Below are 23,383 nucleotides of genomic sequence, written 5' to 3' on the forward strand. Positions count from 1 at the left end.
TAACCTTTAAACAACATTAATGACTTACCGTACGCACGCGTAATTTGGCGCATGTTAAAGGCATCATGGCGTAACTCTATTGAGTACGGCGTACATATCACCATTGGAATCTTCGATCGTTAGCTCATTCTTGTTGAGCTTATACGTGGTTCCATGCTCGCCATTTTCATACAGCAGAACCAAAAACTCATCTTCTGTGTAAAACACACCTTGTTTGATGGACTCATCCCCTTCTTCGTTCGAAACCCTAAACATGAACACGAAATCAGGTTGAAGTATTAAATCCATCTGATTAATGTTGTTGGCCACAAGACCGTCGCCAGATACGTGAGAGCTAGACCAAATACCTGCAAGTGAATTAGATAATCCTTTAGTGAACGTTACACCATTAAGATCAAGCGTATTATGGTTGTTGCGATAGGCATAAATTTGAGGCTCGTCGGTGTTTAAACCAAGAACGATGGTGTCTTCATTTGCGTTATACAGCCCTTCCCAATGGTCAACGGAATAGTCTTTCTTTTGAATATCAATAGAAAAGCTGTAGTCAGAACCTAATGAGAGTTTGATCGCACGAAAGTTTTCAGCCGACTCTTCGGGGTTTGGGTTCATCAAATACCAGTCTCCGATGAGAAACGGCGTGTCAAAGTGACTTAATTCATCTTCTCTGGTGTTTTCTCCACCAAACACACTAAAGCAGCAAAAGCTAAGTAAAATAAAGAACCACTTCATATCGGCATCCTTATCGTTTTCTTTTAGCTTAGCCAGTAGTCCTCACTTTCGCGAAATTTTAGATGTAGATCACGTAAATTATTGGGGGAAAATAAGCGAATATCTTGCTCGATATCGAGACAGCGGAAGACAAAAAGGCATAAAAAAAGAGTGAATCTGAAAGACTCACTCTTTTTATTCTAAATTGCCAGTTATTATGACTGATTTTCCTGCTTAAGTAGATCGACCATAATCGCGACAGACTCATCTAAATAAACATCAGGAGCCTCGTAGTCTTTTGGTATGTCATCCAATGTTTTGAATGCTTTTTTACCCAAAGCAACTTGACGTTCATTTATGCGTTGTAATCGAAGGGCTTCCGCTTTATCCGATTCAGCTTTACGAACTTTTTCGTTCAAAGACAAAGTATTATCGTCTTTTTCTTTACGATATTTCTCGATGTCTTCATTGATAAAGCGGAACTCCATTTCATCAGAAATACGCTTGTTATGAAGAGCAGTAAGTTTTTCAACTAAGGCGTCGTTACTTGGAAACGTTTGATATTGTGCTTTATCAATCTGATCCCAAGGTAAAGCATTGTCTTCAACACTTTCACCTGTTTCAGAAGCCTCTATTGGCGTTGGGTACGAAATATCTGGTGCAACACCACGATTTTGCGTACTTCCACCGTCAATACGATAAAACTTCTGAATCGTGTACTGAACATAACCTAGCTCTTTATCGAAAAGATCGTAAATATGATTCAGTGAACGATGTTGCTGAACTGTACCTTTACCGAAAGAGTTTTCACCTAAGATGATTGCACGATTATAATCTTGCATTGCCGCTGCAAAAATTTCAGATGCTGAAGCACTGTAGCGGTTAATCAATACCGTCAATGGGCCATCATAACTCACTTTTCCATCGGTATCGGCATTCACCTTGATGCGGCCATAGCTGTCACGAACTTGAACTACAGGACCTTCTTTAATGAATAAACCTGTCAATGCCGTCGCTTCTGTTAGCGCACCACCACCATTGTTACGTAGATCAACGATTACGCCGTCAACGTTTTTGGTTTTCAACTCAGCTAGTAATTTATCGGTGTCTTTCGATAAGCCGACGTAGAAACTTGGTACTTCTAAAATACCAATCTTCTTACCGTCTTTTTCGATGATTTCTGACTTAACCGCACGATCTTCTAAGCGAACTTTGTCACGAACAATTGTGACAATGTAACTCTTCGCATCGTTACCTTCTGGCAAGATCTGTAGATTAACCTTTGTGCCTTTAGGGCCTTTAATCAACTGAACAACATCATCCAGACGCCAACCGATCACGTCGACAATTTCTTCACCGTCTTGTCCAACACCAGTGATTCGGTCCCCTTCACCAAGTTGCTTACTCTTTGAGGCCGGACCGCCAACAACAAGTGAACGAATTACTGTGTAATCGTCTGTCATTTGCAAAACGGCACCGATGCCTTCTAGAGAAAGGTTCATTTCCGATTGGAATTGCTCGGCATTACGTGGAGAAAGGTAGCTTGTATGAGGGTCAACCTGTCGCGCGAAGGCATTCATATACAACTGAAATGCGTCTTCATTGTTGGTTTGTGTGATGCGTTTCATCGCGTTGTTATAACGCTTCTCTAAAACTTCTTTAATCTCTGGCCACTCTTTGCCAGTCAGTTTCAGATTTAACGCGTCATATTTCACACGCTTGCGCCACAACTCGTTGAGCTCTGCTTCGTCTTTTGGCCATGCGGCCTCAGAGCGGTCTAACTCTATCTCGTCATCGGTATCAAACTTGATCTCTTCATCGAGTAGAGTTAACGCATAAGCAAAACGATCGAAACGCTTCTGCATTGAGAGGTTGTAAACATCAAAAGCAATTTGGTTGTTGCCCGATTTAAGCTGATCATCAAGCTCGACTGACCAATTTTTAAATGAGTCGATGTCTGCTTGAGTGAAAATATTTCTATTGTAATCAAGCAACTCTACATAGCGTTCAAAGATCGCTTTAGAGAAATCATCATTGAGGCTGAAGTGCTTATAATGAGAGCGGGTAAATCGCGAGGTGACTCGTTTGCTAGCTGTTTCATGCTGAACTTCAGGAGAAAGAACCGGCAGGTCATCTTTATGTAGTTTGGCTTCAAGAGCCTGAGCTGATGCTGCTAGCCATAAGCTAGCAGCAATCAGGGTCACTTTTGAACGGCAATTCATGCGTAGGAGTATCTCCTTTATGCGCGCAAGTGCTCCGCTTTCACAACCATTTGTAGGCCGTTAGCAAGTTGAACACGTACATCATCCTTATTGATTTCAACAATGGTCGCTGCCATGTTTCCTTTGCCCATGTTCACGTTAACTGCGTTACCTACTGTGATTTCATCAGCATTTAGAGCGCGCGTTTCTACAGGCTTAGTTGGTTTTTGTACTTTTGGTTTATTAGTACGACGAGGCTGTTGAGGCTTTTTAGCCGCAGGTTTCGCTTTCGCCTTACCCTCTTCACGAGCTTTTTGTGCTTGTTCTTTACGACGAGCCTGAACTTTCGCCTTGCTTTCTGCAAGTGTCGCTTTCGCGTGTTCAACGTGCTCTTCTTCTAGCTCACCACAAGGGTTGCCATCTAGGTCTACACGTACTGCACCTGGTTTTACACCGTGTAGGTAACGCCATGATGAAGTGTACTGTCTTAACGCTGCACGAAGCTGTGTTTTGCTTACTTTTTCGTCTTCATTTAGACGTTCCGCAAGATCTTGAAAAATACCAATTTTCAGAGGTTTTGCTTCACCTTCTAAAGTAAAGCACTTAGGGAAACATTCAGCAATATATGCAATAACTTCTTTGCTGTTTTTTAACTTTTCAGTCATGAGGGGTCCTGATTTGAGCGGATTTCCGCGAGCATTAAGAAAAAATATTCTCGTATTATAGTGACATGCCAAGGAAAAACCACACTCGAAGGCTAATTTATGCGTCGTTCGCGTGTGAATTAAGCAGCTTTTCTACTTCAACCATGAAATGAGTGAGACCTTCTTCGTCTGTTTCATTAAATCGGCCAATACTTGGACTATCAATATCAAGTACACCAACCACCTTTCCATTAATAGAAAATGGAATCACAATTTCTGAATTGCTCGCTGCATCGCACGCAATATGCCCCTCAAATTCGTGAACGTCGTATACTCTTTGTATAGTATTAGTTTGTGCAGCAGTACCGCAGACGCCTCGACCCATTGGGATACGAACACAAGCTGGTTTTCCTTGGAACGGACCAAGAACAAGCTCTTCACCTTTTGTTAGGTAAAAGCCTGCCCAGTTAAGATCGTCAAGTTCCATGAAAAGCAATGAGCTCAAGTTTGCTAGGTTCGCAATAAAGTCTGGTTCAGACTCAATTAGAGCAACAGCTTGTTTGGTTAGTCTTTGGTATTGTTCTAAGTTCATATTAACTTCCTACTTACTATAAAAGCTTCCATTCTCAATGTATGGCGCTAAAATGCAGCCCTACTTTATAATAGGACTTATTCTCAATTACAATGCTTCTGAAAAATGACACTATTAGCCGTTCTTGGTTGATAACACAAGTAAAAAAGCACAAGTCCAAGCTGATCATAGCGAACTTGATAGCGGTGCTTGCAACCTTGATTAGTGTTCCAATTCCCCTCCTCATGCCTTTGATGGTTGATGAGGTCTTATTGGACCAACCTGCAAAAGGCTTAGATGCCATGAATGCCATTCTCCCTGAAGCGTGGCACACTCCGACAGGCTATATTTTCTTCACCCTGTTCTTGGTTGTTCTTATGCGAGCTGCGAGCCAAGGATTAAATATCCTTCAAAGCCGACAATTTACGCTTGTTTCAAAAACCATCACGTTTGAGATGCGCAGTAAAATGATCGACAAACTCGGCCGTATCAGCATCCGACAATACGAAACCAAAGGTAGCGGAGGAATCAACGCACACCTTATCACTGACATTGAGACCATTGATAAATTTATTGGTTCTACGTTAGCAAAATTCGTTATCAGTTTTCTGACTGTTATTGGTACTGCTATCGTTCTACTTTGGCTCGATTGGCGACTTGGTCTGTTTATCCTGTTAGTTAACCCTATTGTCATTTACTTCTCACGTAAACTAGGCAGTATGGTTAAACATCTGAAACGGAAGGAAAATCATTCTTTTGAAATTTTCCAAAACCGTTTAGTTGAAACATTAGATGGAATCTACCAACTACGCGCGGCCAATAAAGAGCGAGAATTTCTCCAGCAACTCAAAGACAGTGCGAACCAAGTTCGCGTTGATGCAGACAAGTATGCTTGGCAATCTGAAGCGGCTGGTCGCGTTTCTTTCCTTCTCTTTTTGATCGGCTTTGAATTATTCAGAGCTGTCGCAATGTTAATGGTCATGTTCAGTGACCTTACTATTGGTCAAATATTTGCCGTTTTTGGTTACCTATGGTTCATGCTGTCTCCTGTTCAAGAGTTGCTTGGGATTCAGTTTTCTTGGTACAGCGCTAAAGCCGCATTAAAACGCATCAACGACTTATTAGAGTTAGAAGAAGAGCAGAGACCGGTTCCTAAGGTAAATCCTTTCAAAGAAGGTAGAGAAGTTGATGTTAAAGTAGAAAACATTAATTTCTCTTACAATAATGAAAACAAAGTCCTAGATAATCTTTCTTTACATATGCCGGCAGGAAAGAAAGTGGCATTGGTTGGTGCAAGCGGCGGTGGTAAGTCGACCTTGATACAATTACTTATTGGGGTTTACCGTCAAAACTCCGGTAGCATTCGCTTTAATGATGAATTAACAGAAGATATTGGTTTTGAAGTAATTCGCGACAAAATTGCCGTGGTATTACAGCAACCTATACTATTTAACGATACCTTGAGGCATAATCTAACGCTTGGTGGGAATTTTGACGAAATGTCACTTTGGCGTGCGCTTGAAGTGGCTCAGCTGCATGATGTAATTTCTCAACTTAACCACGGCTTGGATACTCAAGTTGGTCGTAATGGCATTCGTTTGTCAGGAGGTCAACGACAACGGCTTGCCATTGCTAGAATGGTGCTGAGTAATCCTCAATTTGTTATTTTAGACGAAGCCACGTCTGCGCTAGATACCGCTACTGAAGCGGCTTTACACAAAGCACTGACCGAGTTCTTACGTGGTAGAACAACATTAATCGTTGCGCACCGACTATCCGCTGTTAAACAAGCCGATTTGATCTACGTGCTTGAAGATGGGAAAGTGACGCAAACAGGTACTCATGGTGAGTTAGTTGAGCAAGAAGGCTTATATCAAACCTTATATGGGGGCATACAGTCCCACGCTTAAATCGTTCAAGCTAGAGAGGTCGTTATGACCTCTCTGTCTAAGCACGCCATGCAACCCAATAACGTACGTCTGTGCCAAGGTTGTGAATTGCCTGTCGACATCGTCGACTTACCCCATGGCAAAAATGCACACTGCCCTCGTTGTGGTACACAATTATATCGCGGAGGTAGCCCTAGCCTCTCTGGTAATCTAGCCGTCGCGATAACCTGTATCCTACTATTTATTCCATCGCACTTTTTTAACTTTATTAGCATCCGACTCTTTGGTGTGATGATTCCGGCAACCCTACCTTCAGGGATGATCACATTGATGGAAGAAGGATTTGTTCTTCTTTCATTGCTCATTCTATTTTGTAGCTCTCTTGCGCCACTGACGGTTTGTGTTTCAGTGGTAACGGCGCATATTTCTTTACATCAACGATGGTTCCGTGGGCTTCGTATCTCACTGTGGCTAATTCAACATTTGAAGCATTGGGTTATGTTAGATGTGTTCTTAGTTAGCATCGCCATTTCCTGTTTTAAACTCCAAGATTATTCCGACATTTTCGTCGGTCCAGGGTTAATTGGTCTGGTTCTTTTGCAGATATTTACCGTTTTGTTAGTTTCAAGAATCAGCGTGCGTCGTTATTGGGAAGCTTGGAAACCAGAAAGTTTATATGCTTTTGAGCATAAAGATGTGCATTGCCATGAATGCCACTTGTCCCAACCTGAAGGTGACCATTGCCAGCGTTGTCATCACGAGTTATATCATCGCAAGCCAAACTCCATTCAGAAAACATGGGCTTACCTCATCGCAGCAACGGTCGCCATCTTCCCTGCTAACCTGATCCCTATTTCCATCTTGCTTACCAATGGTAAGCGTTTGGAGGACACTATTTTTTCAGGCGTGGCTGGTTTGGTAAAAAGCGGCATGTATGGAATCGCTGCGATCATTTTTGTTGCCAGTATCGTTGTCCCGGTTATTAAAATACTTGGGCTCGCCTACATCATGCTTTGCATCCAATTCAAACGTTCGGTGTTTAAGAGACAACGAATGATGGTTTACTTTGTTGTTAAATGGATCGGTAAATGGTCTGTGATGGATTTGTTTGTTATTTCTATCATGATGACGTTAGTCGATCGTGGTCAGATACTGGATTTCACACCAGGATATGGCGCGGTAGCATTTGGTGTTGTCGTTGTATTGACCATGCTTGCAGCAGAAAGTATTGATCCAAGGCTAATCTGGGACCAAACAAGCCCAAAACAATCAGAAAAAGAGTCAATGAATGAGTGATCAGAACAGTTCTCAAACGTCATACGTACCAGATGTAAAGCGGAGTAAAGGCATATCTCCTCTTTGGCTGTTGCCAATTTTGACCATGGTCTTAGCTGGCTGGCTTGTGGTGAAGTCGATACACGATGCAGGACAACGAGTGCAAATCTATTTTTCTGATGCCGCTGGTCTGGTCGCCGGCCGAACCACTATCCGTTACCAAGGATTAGAAGTCGGCATGGTAAGAGACATTAACCTCACCGAAGATCTCGGCAGTATTTATGTCGATGCTGATATCTATCCTGAAGCTGCAAAGTTACTGAACGATAAAACACGCTTTTGGTTAGTAAAACCAACAGCTAGCCTAACGGGAGTTTCCGGACTGGATGCGCTCGTCTCAGGTAACTACATCTCGATTCAACCCGGAGATGGTCAAGAGTTTGAGACAACATTCCATGCGTTAGACTCTGCCCCAACAGATTTACGCGTTTCTCAAGGTTTGAATATTAAGCTCAAAAGCCGTGATTTAGGTGGTGTATCGGTTGGCTCTCAAATTGTTTATAGGAAAATCCCAATCGGTGAAGTGTACAGTTACCAGCTAGATGAAGATGCAAAATCTATCACTATTCAAGCCAACATTCAGGATCAATACCGACATATCATTAACAACCGCAGTCGATTCTGGAACGTCAGTGGAATTGGTGCCAGCATCGGTTTTGAAGGTGTCGATGTAAGACTAGAAAGCATGAGTGCCTTACTAGGTGGCGCCATCGCCGTCGACTCTCCGGATGATGGTGAGCCTGTAGAAGAGAACACCGAGTTCCGTTTGTATAAAGATTTGAAAACTGCTGGTCGAGGCATCGCGGTTAAAATCGTCCTACCTGATGACAGCAAGATCAGCGGAGAAGGCGCTCCAATTATGTATCGCGGAATCGAAATTGGCCAAGTTACGGACTTGAGCCTTTCCGAAGGCCGAGAAGTGATATTGGCGTCAGCGGCAATTCAACCCGCTTTTAGTGACATGCTGACGACAGGTACTCGATTTGTCTTAGAAGAAGCAAAAGTGTCCCTTTCTGGTGTTGAAAACATTGCTAATTTAGTACGAGGAAACTTCTTAACGATCGTGCCGGGCGCGGGTGAACGCTCTCGCCGCTTTACTGCCATTCGTAAAAACGTGTTTAACCAACAGCAAGAAAAGTCCATCGCGATTCGGTTGGTATCCGACAATTCGTTTGGCCTAGATAGCGGTGCCAATGTACTTTATAAAGGCATCGTTGTTGGTTCAATCATCAAAGTGGGCCTAGTCAAGGAAGATAAAAAATCACAACACGAAGTATTTATGGATGTATTGATTGACCATGAATACAAGCATCTGATCAAATCAAACAATCGTTTTTATGTAACCGGCAGTGCATCAGCAGAGTTAACTGAATCGGGGCTCAGCGTTACCGTTCCTCCAGCAAAGCAGTTGTTAACCGGGTCAATTAGTTTTGTGAGCGAAGGCAAGCAGGATATTCAAAAAGAGTATCAACTGTTCCAAAATGAATCATTGGCTGAATTGGCGCAGTACAATCAAAGTGGCTCTAGGGCGCTAACACTATTTGCTTCTGAATTGCCGCCGATTTCCAAAGGCAGCCCTCTACTCTATCGTAATCTTCCAGTTGGTAACGTCTCCGATTTCCAACTAGTTGATGGCGGAGTACTAATTAAGGCTACTATCGAAAACCGCTTCGCTTATCTTGTAACGCCACAAACCGTTTTTTGGAATCGTTCAGGGATTGAGATAGATGCATCATTAGCTGGCGTCAGTGTGAAAGCACACCCTTTGAAATCGTTAATAGAAGGTGGCATCGCTTTTGACTCCGTGCCAGGCGTTGAAAACAAAATCGGAGAAAACTGGAAGCTGTATTCTGATCAAAAAACCGCTCGCAAGTTTGGGCGCGTCATTGCTTTAGAAACCGACGGTTCGCAAGAGATTGCTAAAGGAATGCCGATTGAATATCAAGGTGTTAAAGTTGGTGAAATCACTCTGGTTGTACCGAATTTTCGTCGTAACATGGTTGAAGTCACTGCAAGGATCCTACCTGAATACGTAGAAAACATTGCGGTTGAAGGCTCACATTTTTGGCTAACTGAACCAGAAATTGGTTTAGGTGGCGTTAAAAACCTCGGGGCGTTGGTTTCGAAATCCATCAGTGTTGAACCAGGTAAAGGTAAAGCTAAATTTGATTTTCAATTAGAAAATAGTTCAGAACGCGTGCATGGAATCATGTTTACGTTACAAAGTGAACAAAGAGGCTCAGTACAAGTCGGTACCCCTATTCTTTACCGCCAGATGGAAGTTGGCCAAGTGACCGACGTAAGCCTAGGAGAATTTGCTGATCGCATCGTCACGACTATCAAAATACAGCCTGAATATGCTTACCTCGTTCGTCAAAACAGTGTGTTCTGGAATGTTTCAGGAGTAGATGTTTCCATCGGGCTTACTGGCGCTAACATCAAAGCGGGAACCTTTGATAGTTTAGTTCGCGGAGGAATTGCGTTTTCAACGCCAGAGCAATCGACTATTCCACCAGCGGCAAAGAGTGGGCAATCTTTCTTTTTGTATCCACAAGCTGAAGAAGGTTGGACTCAATGGCGTACAGCGATTCCTAAGCCGTAGAATAAAGCTCAATTCACGTACAATTGAAGTTTGATCACTTTAAAAGAGCAGCAATCGCTGCTCTTTTTTAATGCTCGGCCCTTGTCACTATTCGTTTCTGCTTCGCTTTCGTATATTATTTGCCACAAATTCTGCAAACGAGATCCCACATTGCATCCTAATGTTTACATCCCAGACGCGTTTCTGGAAAAAATCCAAACGATCCTTCCTGCTCACCTCAACATGGAAGACTTTATCGCGTCTTGCCAAAAGCCACTGCGCAAAAGTATTCGAGTTAATACGTTGAAGATCAGCGTTGAAGCGTTTTTAGAACGAGCAGAAACAAAAGGCTGGAAGCTTTCTCCTGTGCCTTGGTGTGACTCGGGGTTTTGGATTGAAGCGGATGAGTCAGTTGTACCATTAGGCAACACAGCAGAACACATGTCTGGCTTATTCTACATTCAAGAAGCCAGTTCCATGATGCCGGTATCTGCTCTGTTTATGAATGATGAATCTTACGATGCCGTGTTAGATACCGCAGCCGCTCCAGGCTCAAAAACCACTCAAATTGCAGCTTTAATGAACAACGAAGGTGTACTTGTGGCCAATGAATACGCCGCAAGTCGTGTAAAAGTACTGCACGCTAATGTGGAACGTTGTGGGGTACGTAACGCCGCACTAAGTAACTTCGATGGACGCGTTTTTGGCGGTTGGCTACCAGAACAATTTGATGCGGTTTTGCTCGACGCGCCTTGCTCTGGAGAAGGCACCGTTCGCAAAGACGAAGATGCGATGAAAAACTGGACGCAAGCTTCCGTACTCGACATCGCTGACACGCAGAAAGATCTTATTGAAAGCGCCTTCCATGCATTAAAGCCCGGTGGTGTGATGGTTTACTCAACATGTACGCTCAGTACAGAAGAAAACCAACAAGTTTGTCATCACTTGAAAGAAACCTTTGGGGATGCTGTAGAGTTTGAAAGCCTTGAGAACTTGTTTGAAAACGCAGAGGCAGCTCTAACTGAAGAAGGCTTTTTGCATATTTTCCCGCAGGTCTACGACTGTGAAGGGTTCTTTGTTGCAAGAATTCGCAAACTGGCTGCTGTTGAGGCGCCAGAAGTCAAAAAGCGCATGGGGAAATTCCCCTTTGCTAAAACTTCAAAAAAAGAATCGACAGAAATTGCTCAACAACTCCAAAGCGCGTTAGGTATTAAACTTCCAAATGACAGTTCTGTATGGCTTCGCGATAAAGATGTCTGGCTGTTCCCTAATGCTTTAGAAGCGATGATCGGCGAATTACGCTTCTCCCGTATGGGTATAAAGATCGCGGAAGCCCATAAAAATGGCTACCGTTGGCAACACCAAGTCGCGACTGCCCTGGCGACAGGCTCTGAAAGCAACGCCATTGAACTCAGTATTGAAGAAGCGCGCGAATGGTACATGGGGCGTGATGTTCGCCCACAAACCATTCCTGAGGGAATGAAAACAGGTAAAGGCGAAGTGCTTGTCACCTATCAAGGCGCAGTTATTGGCCTTGGCAAGTGGGTAAGCAACCGAATAAAGAATGGCCTCCCTCGCGAATTAGTACGAGATAAGAACTTATTTTAAAAGACGTAACGAACCATAAATAAATGAAAAGCCATCGTATTTGCGATGGCTTTTTAATTCGTAAGTATGAAAGCAAGTGGGCTCGCTAGCGATCCGGACACGCTGTACTAAACTAGTTGTATCAAAGTAATGCTTTGATGTGGCATTTCTCTCTATGTTAACCAACAAAATTATTGTTGGACAAGTTTAGCGCAGGCTCTGCGGAGCCGTTTCCCCTAGGCCCAAAAAAAGGAAAAGTTTGGGCCGTTTTTTTGGCTGTAGATCCGCTATACGTGAGTTTGGACTACGCTAGACGAATACCGTCTTTCTCAATGACAATTTTACCCTGCTTGTATAAGCCACCGATGGTCTTTTTATAAGTCCCTTTACTTGTGCGGAAAGCATCAAAAATCGCTTCAGGAGACGACTTGTCATTCAAAGGCAAAAATCCGCCTTTCTTCTCTAGCAGGTCAAGGATCTTACTAGAAAGATCGTCCATTTTCGCCACACCGACTTTTTGTAGAGCAAGGTCGATTTTGCCATCTTCACGAATGTGCTTAATAAAGCCTTTCAGCTTTTTACCGATGTAAAGCTTACCAAAAACATCCGATGGGAAAATCATGCCCCAATGCTTACCGTTAACGATAGCTTTATAACCAAGTTGACTACGCTCTGCGATGATCAAATCAACTTGTTCGTTAACTTCATAATTCGCTGGAGTTTTATCTAACCATTTATTGAACTTAGTCGTACCAACAATGCGACCTGACGCTTTGTCGGTATAAACATACACTAAAATGGTTTGTCCGGCAGAGAAGCGAGTGCGTTGCTCACTAAAAGGAATCAGTAAGTCCTTTTCTTTGATGCCCCAATTTACAAAAGCACCTGTCGCATTCACACCCTCAATCTTCATTAAACCCCATTCACCCACTTGGGCAATTGGTCTTTCAATGGTCGCAGCAAGTTGGCTTTCTGAATCGAAGTACAGAAATACGTCTACATGCTCACCAATTTCAGTACCCTCTGGTACATACTTACTAGGTAGTAGAACAGAACCGTAATCATCGCCATCCAGAAATACGCCAAAATCAGCCTTTTTAATGACTTCTAAGCTGTTAATTTGACCAATTTTAATCATTGATTTTGTCTCTTTTTAAATTTACGTGGAATTATACCTAAACTAACAAGAAAATCAGAGAGAAAAGCATAGTGCTCTGTTATGCTGTTGTCGTTCAGCTATATGCCCCAGTCACTCTTTTAGCACTCTTATACTTACCTGCTCAACGGAACGCATAAGTTAAGAATGCTTTAGCAAAGTCAGGAGCTTTCTTTGGTCACCGTCGATAAACAAGACTCAATAACATTAAAAATCAGTCATGCACTCGCAAAGAGCAAAAGTGTCGACCTAGATATTTACTTTTTTATACCTGGTGAGCTTGGTTTAAACGCCGATATCATCAGTGAATCCGAATTTTATTACACCTCAATCACACAGCAACGATCTTATTACAGTACTGAAATCCTTCTTCCGCTAGTACACAGTCGACTTGCCAAACGTGGACGCCTGTCGAATCAGCAATACCGAGTAAGTTTGAGTTTGTTCGCTTACCAATACGTTATCGCGCTAGACAAAGCGGTAGCAAGTTTAAACAAGCATGAGAACAACTCCGTAACGGAAGATGAAGTGGACGAAGTTATCGAGCTCACGCTTGAGATCTTAAAGCGCTTGCGGCGTTCTATTCCTTATGAAGAGAACTTAAAACGCTACTACGTTAACATCGATAACTATCTGTCTTGGTATACCGAGCAAAAGTTCCTGTCACTGGTGGCCCATCTACCACGTGAAGGCGACTATGGCACGATTAAAAAGCGTCTGATCACGCTATGTGAGAAAGAGCAAGCCCATCGTAAACTCAACAAATACAACTCATCAAGAGTCGTTGAAGACGTTACTCGCCTATCTAACAAAATGCGCTTGCTAAGGCGATTGATTGAACACCCTATCGTGCTTCGTGAAGAAACCATATCGATGGGTAACAACATTAAGCGCGCTATCAAAGGTATTGCAACCGGTTTAGTGATGGTTGTCGTGACCTCAACCGTGATTCTCGCTCGCGATTATCTGGGGGAAATTTCTGCCTCATTCATTATCGCGATGTCTTTTATTTACGCTTTACGAGAAATCTTTAAAGATGATTTACGCGATGCCATGTGGCGATGGATCCGTAAAGGCAAGCCAAAATGGCGTAAGAAGTATGTTGACCCAACGACGAAAAAAGTGGTTGGTAAAAAATTGGAGTGGCTCGATTATCGTACCTTAAGTAGCTTGCCGGATAAGATTCAAAGAATACGTAAAAAACGCGTCGTTCAACGTGAAGAGCAGATTCTTCATTATCACGAGAAAACCGAAATGGCGACCTCTCTTTTCTTGAGTGGTTACGAACAAACGAGAGAAACATTGAACATCAGTTTGCGCCCTATCATCCGCTTGATGGATAAAAGCTCAAACCGAGTTTACCGTTTAAATGAAGGTCAAGTAACCAAAGAGTCAGTAGAGAAACGTCATTTGCTCAATGTGATTGTCAAAGAGGACAACCACACCGATGAGCCTGTTTATTACCGCTGGAAAGTGGTCTTAAATCGCTCCAAAATCGTCTCTATCGAGAAGATTGAACTCAATTAAGCCACCGCCTTTAAACAAGCGAGCCACAAACCACTAGGCAGCCTCTTTTCTTTGTTGGGCTGCTTTTTTTATCGAAAGAGTAAGCGAGAATTCAGCCATTGGCTCGTCACCATGTAAGTTAGGACACAGCGCGACAATTTTTACGTCACGATTTACTCGTTCACCCGTTGCCAAGGTGTGCTCGAGCATCTCATCAATGACATGACCATCATTGCAAACAAAGTGCACATCGGCTTCCGGGCGCTTTAAAAACTCGGCTTTCACACCTTTAAATGCTAGCGAGATCGCTTCTCCCTTTTCTTGCGCTTTACTCATAGCAAGAAAACCACCAGCAACATCAGCGCCAACGGCTAAAGCGCCGAAATACATGCTATTCAGGTGGTTCTTCGTTCTTCTGCGCAATGGGATACGAACCTCAACATGCTTGCTATCTATCGCAATGATTTTAGGGTGGCAAAGCCAAATCAGCGGCACTTTTGAAAAGCCAAACAGATTTAGATACAAATTCGCACGACGTAGAGCTGATAACATTTTGGTCTCCTTACCAATCTAGTCAGACCAGTTAATCAACGAAAGAAATAGATGTCAAAGAAATGTTAACAAAAGCTCGATCTCACGAGTTATTTAACCCTCAGGAAGTGACGGTGTCACTCTCGAGGTATGAAGTTTATCGCAGTTACTTAGATTACCTTACAGCGAGATAGAGAAAATGGTTATAAATTCAAATGTATATATATTGATTTAATGATCAAGTTTTGTCATTTATACATAAGTCATTTAAATGAATACCTACACCTTTGTATACAATTCGGTATTTCCTGGCGAAGATTCCCGTGAAACGGTTTATTCCTGCCTGTAATTCCGTTATCTTTACCCCTTCGCAATAGAGAATAAAGCTATAACATGCCTATAAAAACAGATGAATTGAGAACCCAACCTTTGGGTCCAATGCCTACCCCAGCAGAGCTAGGTAGTGTACATCCTATTACGGATGACGTTGCAGACCGTATCGCTCAATCTCGTCGTCAGATTGAAAACATTTTATCGGGTGAAGACGATCGCCTTCTTGCGATTGTAGGTCCGTGTTCTGTTCACGACACTGAAGCTGCCATTGATTACGCCACTCGCCTGAGTGAAATCCAAGACAAGTACAAAGACGAGCTATTTATCGTGATGCGTACTTACTTTGAAAAGCCTCGTACAGTAGTTGGTTGGAAAGGTTTGATTACGGACCCTAACCTAGATGGTTCTTACGCACTTGAAGCTGGTCTTCATAAAGCTCGTAAACTACTACTGGATATCAACAAGCTTGGTCTTGCGACTGCTACTGAGTTTCTTGATATGATCACTGGCCAATACATCGCGGATTTGATCACTTGGGGCGCGATTGGTGCTCGCACAACGGAATCACAAATTCACCGTGAAATGGCGTCGGCACTATCTTGCCCAGTTGGTTTCAAAAATGGCACAAATGGCAACGTAAAAATTGCAATTGATGCAATTCGCGCATCGAAAGCATCGCATTACTTCTACTCGCCAGATAAGAACGGTCGAATGACGGTTTACCGCACAAGTGGCAACCCTTACGGTCATATTATTCTGCGCGGTGGAGAAAAAGGCCCTAACTTTGATGAAGCATCAGTCAAACAAGCATGTGATGCTTTAGCTGAGTTTGGATTGCCACAACGTTTGGTTGTGGATTTCAGCCATGCAAACTGTCAGAAGCAACACAGAAAACAAATCGACGTAGCTCAGGACATTTGTAACCAAATTAAGTCAGGCAGCACTCGTATTGCGGGTATCATGGCTGAAAGCTTTATTCTTGAAGGCAACCAGCCAATGACTGACATCAATAACCTAACGTATGGTCAGTCTATTACAGATCCATGCCTAGGTTGGGAAGACACTGCTACAATGCTAGATATGCTGGCAAGCGCTGTTAAGTCCCGAAAGTCCCTATAACAAAATAATCAAGGAATCTTCATGCCATCGTTTGATATTGTTTCTGAAATCGATACGGTTGAACTACGTAACGCCGTTGATAACGCTAACCGTGAATTGTCTACTCGTTTCGATTTCCGCAACGTAAATGCGAGCTTTGAGCTAGTAGAAGAAAACGTAAAAATGTCTGCGGAAGGTGACTTCCAACTTAAGCAAATGCGCGACATTTTACGCGGCCACTTAGCGAAGCGTAACATTGACGCGAACGCAATGGATGCACAAGACCCAGACGTTACTGGTAAAAACTGGCACCAAACTCTGCTTTTCCGCCAAGGTATTGATACTCCAACGGCGAAAAAAGTAGTGAAACTTATCAAAGACGCAAAGTTAAAAGTACAAGCTTCTATTCAAGGCGAAAAAGTACGTGTTACTGGTAAGAAACGCGACGACCTGCAAGCGACAATGGCAGCGATTCGTGAAGCAGAGATGGGTATCCCATTCCAGTTTAACAACTTCCGTGATTAATCAATCTGAGAAGTAAATAAAAACGCCAGCGCATAATCCGCTGGCGTTTTTTATTGGCTTTAGTGTAACGAACTACGTATCCACTTTAGCATTTGGCATTGCTAGATAACTAAGTCCTGTCCTTGCAGCAATACGAATTCGCTCGTTCCTTGTGGTATGAACACGCAAATTCGAAGCTTTTCAGCTTTAGCCTTGGCCAGCATATCCGAAAGCTCAGCAGCGCTCGAGAAAGCTTCTCTTTCTGCATCTCTTCGTATTAGTTCTAACACATTCGCTTCACATCGAGTTGAGTACAGAGCCAGCTCCGCTTGTTGCATATAGCGTACGGCTTTTATTGGCAACATCTCAACATCTTTCCCAACATGAACCCAAGTACAACTTCCCTTTTCATCTAAGGGTGTTGCCATGGTCGCTTGGTAAATTGCTTCTAACTCACGATTATCTCGCGCGTTTTCCACCTCGGGATTCGAGAAGAATTGCTCCCAAAACTTGCGGCGTAAATCGACACTAGGCAGCGCCTCTTTAATTGAGTTTCGCTTTGAGTTAGCAAAATCCGCCATCAACCCCATGTTTTGTGGCAGTATCGATTCAAGTTTTTCACGGATGTTTCGAATTAAAACTGGCGAAGCTCCACCACTAGAGATAGCGATTTGGATGCGGCCACGATTAATCATAGACGGCGTGATGAAATCACAATAAGGCTTATCATCCACAACGTTAACCAAGATGCCTAGCTCTTTAGCATCTTTGTACACTTGGTGATTTAGCTCAGGATTGTCTGTCGTCGCCCACACTTGAACAAAGCTTTTAGTGACAATGTCACTCGAATAGAAACGTTGTACCCAGCGCAGTTGATGCTCAGAAGCAAGCTTAGACAGAAAATCAACCAACGTCGGAGAAACGATAGTCACATCCGCCCCAGCCTTTAGCAACGCTTCCACCTTTCGGCTTGCCACCTCACCGCCACCCACGACGAGAACGGGTTTATTAATTAAATCTAAGAACAGAGGAAAATATCGCATTTCAATCCATGATTACTCTAATTAGCTGTTGTAGACCATGCTACCAAAAATGGGGCAAGCTCATCACCCTGTTTCGGTATCACAAATAATTTTTGTTTGAATTTTTACTGAACTTCACCTTGCTCAGCTAATGACAGTTTTAATAACAACTTTTTATTCTTTTGTATTGTTCACTCTTCTATTGATTGTTCTGATGCACCAAATTGTCCATGAATTGCACTATTTACAAACAATTAACATTTCGTCATTCTAAATCTCAAGGCACTTTGTAAGTTCTCTCAAAACTTCATTTAAATTATATATTTGAGAATTAACAGATCCTTTCCTACGCTTATAACTGGTTGATCTATCGAATGCCGTTTCTTCGAAAATCAATCACGTAGGACGATAACTCTAACGAATTGGACACGTTATTTCAGGTCACTCCTGATTAAACATGGATCATACAGGAAGGATACAAATGGCAAATAAACTCACAGTTCTTGCTTCCGTCGTAGCGGCTTCTACTGCGATGATGGCAACATCAGCTCAAGCAGCAGACACTACTCTGGACAAAGTCACAAAACAAGGCTTTCTTACTTGTGGCGTAAGTACCGGTCTACCTGGTTTCTCTAACCCTAACTCAAAAGGCGAATGGGAAGGTATCGACGTAGAATATTGCCAAGCACTGGCTGCAGCCGTTCTTGGGGATAAAACGAAAGTTAAATATGTACCCCTAACCGCAAAAGAACGTTTCACTGCGCTTCAATCTGGTGAGATTGATGTGCTTTCCCGTAACACGACCTGGACTCTCCACCGTGACACTGCACTGGGCCTAAACTTCGTAGGTGTGAACTACTACGACGGTCAAGGCTTTATGGTGAAGAAGGAACTTGGTATATCAAGTGCTAAAGAGCTTGATGGTGCGTCGGTATGTGTTCAATCAGGTACAACAACCGAGCTAAACCTTGCAGATTATTTCCGCAACCAAGGCATGGCGTACAAACCCGTGGTATTCGACACAGCGGCGCAAACTTCGAAAGGTTTTGATGCGGGACGCTGTGACGTATTAACAACTGACCAATCTGGCCTTTATGCACTACGTTTGAATTTGAAAGATCCGTCCTCTGCGGCCGTTCTTCCAGAAATCATCTCTAAAGAGCCACTAGGTCCAGTCGTTCGTCAAGGCGATGATCAATGGTTTAACATCGCTAAGTGGACATTGTCTGCGATGATTAACGCTGAAGAATACGGTATTAGTTCGAAGAATGCGGATGAAATGCTGAAGTCAACAGATCCAAACATCAAGCGTATCCTCGGTGTTGATGGCCCTAAAGGCAAAGGGTTGGGTATCCGCGACGATTGGGGCTACCAGGTTATCAAACAAGTTGGTAACTATGGTGAAAGCTTCGAACGTACAGTCGGTACTGGTTCGCCGTTAGAAATCTCTCGTGGCGTTAATGCGCTATGGAATGCAGGCGGCTTTATGTACGCGCCACCAATCCGATAGAAAGAGTTAATCAGGGCGGTTCATGCCGCCCTTTTTCTTGATTATATCTCACTGTATGAGTAAGGATCGCTCATTGGATGGCGAAAAGCGCTCGCTTTGTGGAACGGCTTTAAAGGTTCGTAAGCCACTAGACATGAGAGCGTTATTCTTTAGCCAGCAAGGACGAAACTTCGTTATACGGGCCGATATCTATAACTAAGGTTTGAGGTTATCGCTGTATGAAACCGACACAAGATGCATCGCCAAGTACGATGTCCAAACCAAGCGGAAGCAAGAGCCTGATTTATAATCCTGCCTTTCGTTCTGCTATTTTCCAGATCATTGCCATTGCTGCACTGGTATTTTTCTTTTACACGATTGTAAACAACGCTCTCAATAACTTAGATGCTCGTGGTATTGCAACGGGCTTCGGTTTTCTGAATCAAGAAGCCGGGTTTGGTATTGGGTTAACATTAATTGAATACGATGAAACGTACTCTTACGGTAGAACATTTATCATCGGCCTTCTTAATACGGCGTTAGTCTCTGTATTAGGTATTATTCTGGCTACTGTGATTGGCTTTACCATGGGGGTTGCCCGCCTTTCTTCTAACTGGTTAGTTAGTCGTTTAGCGGCAGTTTATATCGAAACTTTCCGAAATATCCCCCTTCTTCTGCAAATATTCTTCTGGTATTTCGCTGTTCTTCAAGCATTACCCTCACCACGCCAAAGCTTAAGTCTTGGTGAAGCTATTTTCCTGAACGTTCGTGGCTTATATTTCCCTGCACCGACTATGGAACCTGGCAGTAGCTACGTTATTGCCGCGTTAATCTTCGGGGTAATCGCAAGCTTATTAATTAATGTATGGGCGAATAATAAGCAACGTCTCACTGGGCAACAAACCCCAATGGGAAGAATAGTTTTGGGTTTAGTTGTTGGCCTTCCATTGGTTGTGTACTTCCTTGCTGGTATGCCAATTTCACTGAATTATCCTGAACTAAAAGGGTTTAACTTCCGAGGTGGTATTAGCATTATTCCTGAATTGGCTGCGCTACTTTTGGCATTGAGTGTTTATACAGCTTCTTTCATTGCTGAGATTGTGCGCTCTGGTATTAATGCGGTTAGCCATGGTCAAACCGAAGCAGCGATGTCGCTAGGCTTACCACGCTCGAAAACTTTAAAGCTTGTTGTCATTCCTCAAGCGTTACGAATTATTATTCCACCTTTAACCAGTCAATATCTCAACCTCACCAAAAACTCATCGTTAGCGATGGCGATTGGTTACCCAGATCTTGTCTCTGTGTTTGCTGGTACTACCCTGAACCAAACGGGACAAGCGATTGAGATCATTGCGATGACGATGGGCGTGTACTTGACATTAAGTCTGATTACGTCTGCATTAATGAACTTGTATAACCGTAAAGTCGCGCTGGTGGAGAGATAATATGAGTACTCATCAATTTCAACCGGATCTCCCGCCACCCGCCAATACTGTAGGCTTCGTTGGTTGGATGCGGAAAAATCTATTTAATGGCCCTATCAATTCCATTGTTACTGTCATTCTTGCGTATATTGTCGTAACTGCAATATGGTATATCGTGGATTGGGCGTTTATTAACGCAGACTGGATTGGCTCAACGCGTGACGACTGTAGCCGAGATGGTGCTTGCTGGGTATTTATCAGCGTGCGCTGGGAGCAGTTCATGTATGGTTTTTATCCAGAGTCCGAACTATGGCGCCCTCGCCTGTTCTATATCACATTAGCCATATTTACTGTTTTACTCGCGTATGAGAAGACACCGAAACGGATGTGGATTTGGCTTTTCTTCGTAAACATCTACCCATTCATCATCGCTGGACTTTTATACGGTGGTGTCTTTGGACTAGAAGTGGTAGATACACACAAGTGGGGTGGACTACTCGTTACGCTCATTATTGCGCTAGTTGGTATCGTAGTTTCATTGCCAATTGGTGTGGTGCTTGCGCTTGGTAGACGTTCAGAGATGCCGATCATTCGCAGCATTTGTACCGTCTACATTGAAGTTTGGCGTGGCGTTCCTCTGATTACGGTTTTGTTCATGGCTTCGGTTATGCTTCCATTGTTTATGTCTGAAGGCTCAGAGACAGATAAACTGATTCGCGCCCTTATAGGTGTGGTTATGTTTGCCTCCGCTTACATGGCAGAAGTGGTACGCGGTGGTCTACAAGCCATTCCGAAAGGTCAATATGAAGCCGCTGATGCGCTTGGGTTAAGTTACTGGAAAAAGACTGGGCTGATTATCTTGCCACAGGCGCTAAAGATTACTATTCCTTCTATCGTGAACACCTTCATCGGTTTGTTTAAAGACACCAGTTTGGTACTCATCATTGGCATGTTTGACGTACTCGGTATAGGACAAGCAGCAAATACCGACCCTGAATGGTTAGGTTTTGCTACAGAAAGTTATGTATTTGTCGCGTTAGTGTTTTGGGTATTTTGTTTTGGCATGTCGCGCTATTCGATATGGCTTGAAAACAAACTTCATACCGGTCACAAACGATAACTCATCAAGATCAAGGACGTATTATGACGCAACAACAAGACTACATGATCCAATTGAAGGACATGAATAAATGGTATGGTGAGTTTCACGTACTAAAAAATATTAACCTCGACGTTAAGCGCGGCGAGAAAATCGTTATCTGTGGTCCATCAGGGTCGGGAAAATCAACGATGATTCGCTGTATTAACCGTCTTGAAGAGCACCAAGCAGGCAGCATTTACGTCTCTGGTACGGAATTAACTGAAGACTTAAAGAACATTGAAGCAGTGCGCCGAGAAGTGGGCATGTGCTTTCAACACTTTAATCTCTTCCCTCATTTAACCGTACTGGAAAACTGTACGCTCGCGCCTATCTGGGTGAAGAAGATGCCAAAAGATGAGGCAGAAGCAGTTGCGATGAAATATCTGGAACGTGTAAAAATTCCAGACCAAGCGGAGAAGTATCCCGGTCAGTTGTCTGGTGGTCAGCAACAACGTGTGGCGATTGCTCGCTCTTTGTGTATGAACCCTAAAGTCATGCTTTTTGATGAGCCAACATCTGCACTCGACCCGGAAATGGTTCGCGAAGTACTGGATGTAATGGTCGAACTCGCCGAGGAAGGCATGACTATGCTTTGTGTGACACATGAAATGGGCTTTGCTAAAGAGGTTGCCGATCGCGTGATATTCATGGACGCAGGAGAGATCATCGAAGAAAACAACCCGGTCGACTTCTTTGAGAATCCTCAATCGGATAGGACCCAAAACTTCCTAGCGCAAATCTTACACCACTAAGATTTAGCCGAATCGACATAAAAAAGCACTGGTTTCTATGAAGCCAGTGCTTTTGTTACTAAATTCAAAAATCTGTGTGAGAATCAACATAGCTATGCTAGGCAGTAATATTGTGTTACAAGTTGCCAAATACATAACATCTTATTTCCATTATCATTTTATCTAGGATATGCATGAAAAGGGCTTGATTTTTTGAACTTTCAGCCCCATAAATGTACTTAAAAGAAAGTCTCTTATCGAGGAAGATTATGAACAGTCCAATGTTTACCCGCACTTCAACTCAAGAAAGTGCTCTACAAACGAACAAAGTATTGCGTAATACTTACGCTCTACTTTCAATGACACTTTTATGGTCGGCAGTCGTTGCTGGCGTTGCAATGGCATTTAACCTTCCACATCCAGGTATCATCCTAATGCTGGTTGGTTTCTACGGCCTATTATTCTTAACAGAAAAAAACCGTAACAACAGTCTTGGCCTTGTGTTTACGTTCCTATTTACTGGCTTCTTAGGTTACACCGTTGGCCCTATTCTAAACATGTACATCGGTGCAGGCATGGGCGATATCGTATTAACCGCACTCGGTGGTACGGCACTATCTTTCATGGCAGCATCGGCATACGCACTAACAACGAAACGTGACCTATCGATGATGGGTGGCTTAATGCTATCACTATTTGTTGTGCTGGTTGTGGGCATGATTGCAAGCTTCTTTATTCAATCAACCCTGTTACACTTGGCGTTGAGCAGCTTGTTTATCATTTTCTCTACTATGGCGATCCTGATGACAACACAAAGCATTATTCGTGGCGGTGAAACAAACTATATCTCTGCGACAGTAACTTTGTATGTATCAATCTACAACATCTTCATCAGCCTACTAAGCATTCTAGGTATTATGAACGACGATTAA

19 protein-coding genes are annotated in these 23,383 nt (G+C 43.1%); 12 read left to right on the plus strand and 7 right to left on the minus strand.

The genetic code is table 11. The annotated features are described in order from the left end of the window. Positions 1-63: 63 nt before the first annotated feature. From R7P67_RS10640 to R7P67_RS10655, 4 genes are all read right to left on the minus strand, one after another. Entirely contained in the window at positions 64-729 is a 666-nt protein-coding gene (locus R7P67_RS10640; protein ID WP_005377438.1) for a hypothetical protein, read from the minus strand. Between the two features lie 194 nt (positions 730-923). Beyond that, a complete protein-coding gene (prc, locus tag R7P67_RS10645) occupies positions 924-2,930 on the minus strand; it encodes a carboxy terminal-processing peptidase (protein ID WP_017634279.1) in 2,007 nt (668 codons plus the stop codon). Between the two features lie 17 nt (positions 2,931-2,947). Then, positions 2,948-3,574: an RNA chaperone ProQ gene (gene proQ, locus R7P67_RS10650; RefSeq protein ID WP_005377435.1), complete on the minus strand. Its 627-nt coding sequence runs from the start codon at positions 3,572-3,574 to the stop codon at positions 2,948-2,950. A gap of 97 nt (positions 3,575-3,671) precedes the next feature. Continuing rightward, positions 3,672-4,145 (minus strand): GAF domain-containing protein, encoded by a 474-nt coding sequence (locus R7P67_RS10655; protein ID WP_005377433.1) that lies wholly within the window; start codon positions 4,143-4,145, stop codon positions 3,672-3,674. Between the two features lie 92 nt (positions 4,146-4,237). On the opposite strand from R7P67_RS10655, the gene R7P67_RS10660 reads away from it, so the two are divergent. The 4 genes from R7P67_RS10660 (at position 4,238) to rsmF (ending at position 11,537) form a co-directional block, all read left to right on the plus strand. Continuing rightward, positions 4,238-6,034, plus strand: a complete 1,797-nt coding sequence (locus R7P67_RS10660; RefSeq protein WP_005377431.1) for an ABC transporter ATP-binding protein — start codon at positions 4,238-4,240, stop codon at positions 6,032-6,034. 24 nt (positions 6,035-6,058) lie between these two features. Next, positions 6,059-7,309, plus strand: coding sequence for a paraquat-inducible protein A (locus tag R7P67_RS10665; RefSeq protein WP_005377429.1), 1,251 nt, complete (start codon positions 6,059-6,061; stop codon positions 7,307-7,309). Next, on the plus strand, positions 7,302-9,950 hold the full coding sequence (locus R7P67_RS10670; RefSeq protein ID WP_130544963.1) for an MlaD family protein: 2,649 nt from the start codon (positions 7,302-7,304) through the stop codon (positions 9,948-9,950). The genes R7P67_RS10665 and R7P67_RS10670 overlap by 8 nt, the downstream gene beginning before the upstream one ends. A gap of 150 nt (positions 9,951-10,100) precedes the next feature. Then, positions 10,101-11,537: a 16S rRNA (cytosine(1407)-C(5))-methyltransferase RsmF gene (gene rsmF, locus R7P67_RS10675; protein WP_149192330.1), complete on the plus strand. Its 1,437-nt coding sequence runs from the start codon at positions 10,101-10,103 to the stop codon at positions 11,535-11,537. Between the two features lie 283 nt (positions 11,538-11,820). On the opposite strand, the gene R7P67_RS10680 is transcribed toward rsmF, so the two are convergent. Further along, entirely contained in the window at positions 11,821-12,654 is an 834-nt protein-coding gene (locus R7P67_RS10680) for a S1 RNA-binding domain-containing protein (RefSeq protein WP_017633794.1), read from the minus strand. Positions 12,655-12,846: 192 nt separating this feature from the next. Between R7P67_RS10680 and R7P67_RS10685 the strand changes: the two genes are divergently transcribed. Further along, entirely contained in the window at positions 12,847-14,199 is a 1,353-nt protein-coding gene (locus tag R7P67_RS10685) for a hypothetical protein (protein ID WP_005377421.1), read from the plus strand. A 33-nt stretch (positions 14,200-14,232) separates the two neighbouring features. Here R7P67_RS10685 and R7P67_RS10690 read toward each other — a convergent pair whose 3' ends face one another. After that, positions 14,233-14,730, minus strand: a complete 498-nt coding sequence (locus tag R7P67_RS10690; RefSeq protein ID WP_005377418.1) for a DUF4442 domain-containing protein — start codon at positions 14,728-14,730, stop codon at positions 14,233-14,235. A gap of 372 nt (positions 14,731-15,102) precedes the next feature. Here R7P67_RS10690 and R7P67_RS10695 point away from each other — a divergent pair, with 372 nt between their 5' ends. Both R7P67_RS10695 and R7P67_RS10700 read left to right on the plus strand, forming a co-directional pair. Further along, positions 15,103-16,161 carry a 3-deoxy-7-phosphoheptulonate synthase gene (locus R7P67_RS10695; protein WP_005390197.1) on the plus strand — a complete coding sequence of 353 codons (1,059 nt, stop codon included), beginning with the start codon at positions 15,103-15,105 and terminating at the stop codon, positions 16,159-16,161. Positions 16,162-16,182: 21 nt separating this feature from the next. After that, positions 16,183-16,665, plus strand: a complete 483-nt coding sequence (locus R7P67_RS10700) for a YajQ family cyclic di-GMP-binding protein (RefSeq protein WP_053307109.1) — start codon at positions 16,183-16,185, stop codon at positions 16,663-16,665. A 101-nt stretch (positions 16,666-16,766) separates the two neighbouring features. Here R7P67_RS10700 and R7P67_RS10705 read toward each other — a convergent pair whose 3' ends face one another. Continuing rightward, positions 16,767-17,687: a bifunctional precorrin-2 dehydrogenase/sirohydrochlorin ferrochelatase gene (locus tag R7P67_RS10705; protein ID WP_005390199.1), complete on the minus strand. Its 921-nt coding sequence runs from the start codon at positions 17,685-17,687 to the stop codon at positions 16,767-16,769. Between the two features lie 460 nt (positions 17,688-18,147). On the opposite strand from R7P67_RS10705, the gene R7P67_RS10710 reads away from it, so the two are divergent. From R7P67_RS10710 to R7P67_RS10730, 5 genes are all read left to right on the plus strand, one after another. After that, positions 18,148-19,176, plus strand: coding sequence for an amino acid ABC transporter substrate-binding protein (locus tag R7P67_RS10710; protein WP_005377403.1), 1,029 nt, complete (start codon positions 18,148-18,150; stop codon positions 19,174-19,176). Between the two features lie 218 nt (positions 19,177-19,394). After that, positions 19,395-20,600, plus strand: a complete 1,206-nt coding sequence (locus R7P67_RS10715) for an amino acid ABC transporter permease (protein WP_005377402.1) — start codon at positions 19,395-19,397, stop codon at positions 20,598-20,600. Between the two features lies 1 nt (position 20,601). Then, positions 20,602-21,699, plus strand: coding sequence for an amino acid ABC transporter permease (locus R7P67_RS10720; protein ID WP_005389988.1), 1,098 nt, complete (start codon positions 20,602-20,604; stop codon positions 21,697-21,699). A gap of 23 nt (positions 21,700-21,722) precedes the next feature. Continuing rightward, a complete protein-coding gene (locus R7P67_RS10725; RefSeq protein WP_005377400.1) occupies positions 21,723-22,472 on the plus strand; it encodes an amino acid ABC transporter ATP-binding protein in 750 nt (249 codons plus the stop codon). A gap of 248 nt (positions 22,473-22,720) precedes the next feature. Next, the gene (locus R7P67_RS10730; protein ID WP_025766607.1) at positions 22,721-23,383 is read left to right on the plus strand and encodes a Bax inhibitor-1/YccA family protein; all 663 of its coding nucleotides are present in this window, start codon (positions 22,721-22,723) and stop codon (positions 23,381-23,383) included.

This window comes from Vibrio sp. Vb0937 (assembly GCF_033338855.1).